Origin of the sequence: Rhodococcus chondri (assembly GCF_036327435.1) — a bacterium.
GTDB classification, from domain to species: domain Bacteria; phylum Actinomycetota; class Actinomycetes; order Mycobacteriales; family Mycobacteriaceae; genus Rhodococcus; species Rhodococcus chondri.
The window spans coordinates 1-542 of the sequence record NZ_JAUZMZ010000410.1; the positions used below are offsets into that span (position 1 = coordinate 1).

At 69.4% G+C, this 542-nt stretch carries 1 protein-coding gene; it reads right to left on the bottom strand.

The genetic code is table 11. The features are described from left to right. On the bottom strand, positions 1-542 hold a 542-nt coding region (locus Q8814_RS26460), incomplete at both ends, for a [protein-PII] uridylyltransferase family protein (RefSeq protein WP_330154868.1).

The following is a 542-nucleotide window of genomic DNA, read 5'->3' on the forward strand; positions in this document are numbered from 1 at the left end:
TCCCGATCCTCGGGAGGAGGCAACGTGTGGGTCCGTTTGAGCCTCTGGAGCTGCAACCGGTGTTCGAGTAGACGCAGGAACTCGTAGGAGGCGCGCAGGTTTGCTGCGTCGTCCCGGCCCACGTATCCCCCGTCCGCGAGCGCGCACAGCGCGTCGACGGTGTTGGGTACCCGCAGGGCCTCGTCGACGCGCCCGTGCACGAGTTGCAGCAGCTGCACCGCGAACTCGACGTCGCGCAGGCCGCCCCGCCCGAGTTTGAGTTCTCGTTCCCGCAGGTCGGAGGGGACGAGTTCCTCGACCCGGCGCCGCATCGCCTGCACTTCGGGGACGAAATCCTCGCGCTCCGACGCCGTCCACACCATCGGGCTGAGCGCCTCGATGTAGCGACGGCCCAGGTCCAGGTCGCCGGCCATCGGCCGCGCCTTGAGCAGCGCCTGGAACTCCCAGGTCTTGGCCCAGCGGTTGTAGTACTCGACATGCGCTTCGCGGGTGCGGACGAGTTCGCCGCGCTTACCCTCCGGCCGCAGCGCCGCGTCGTCCTC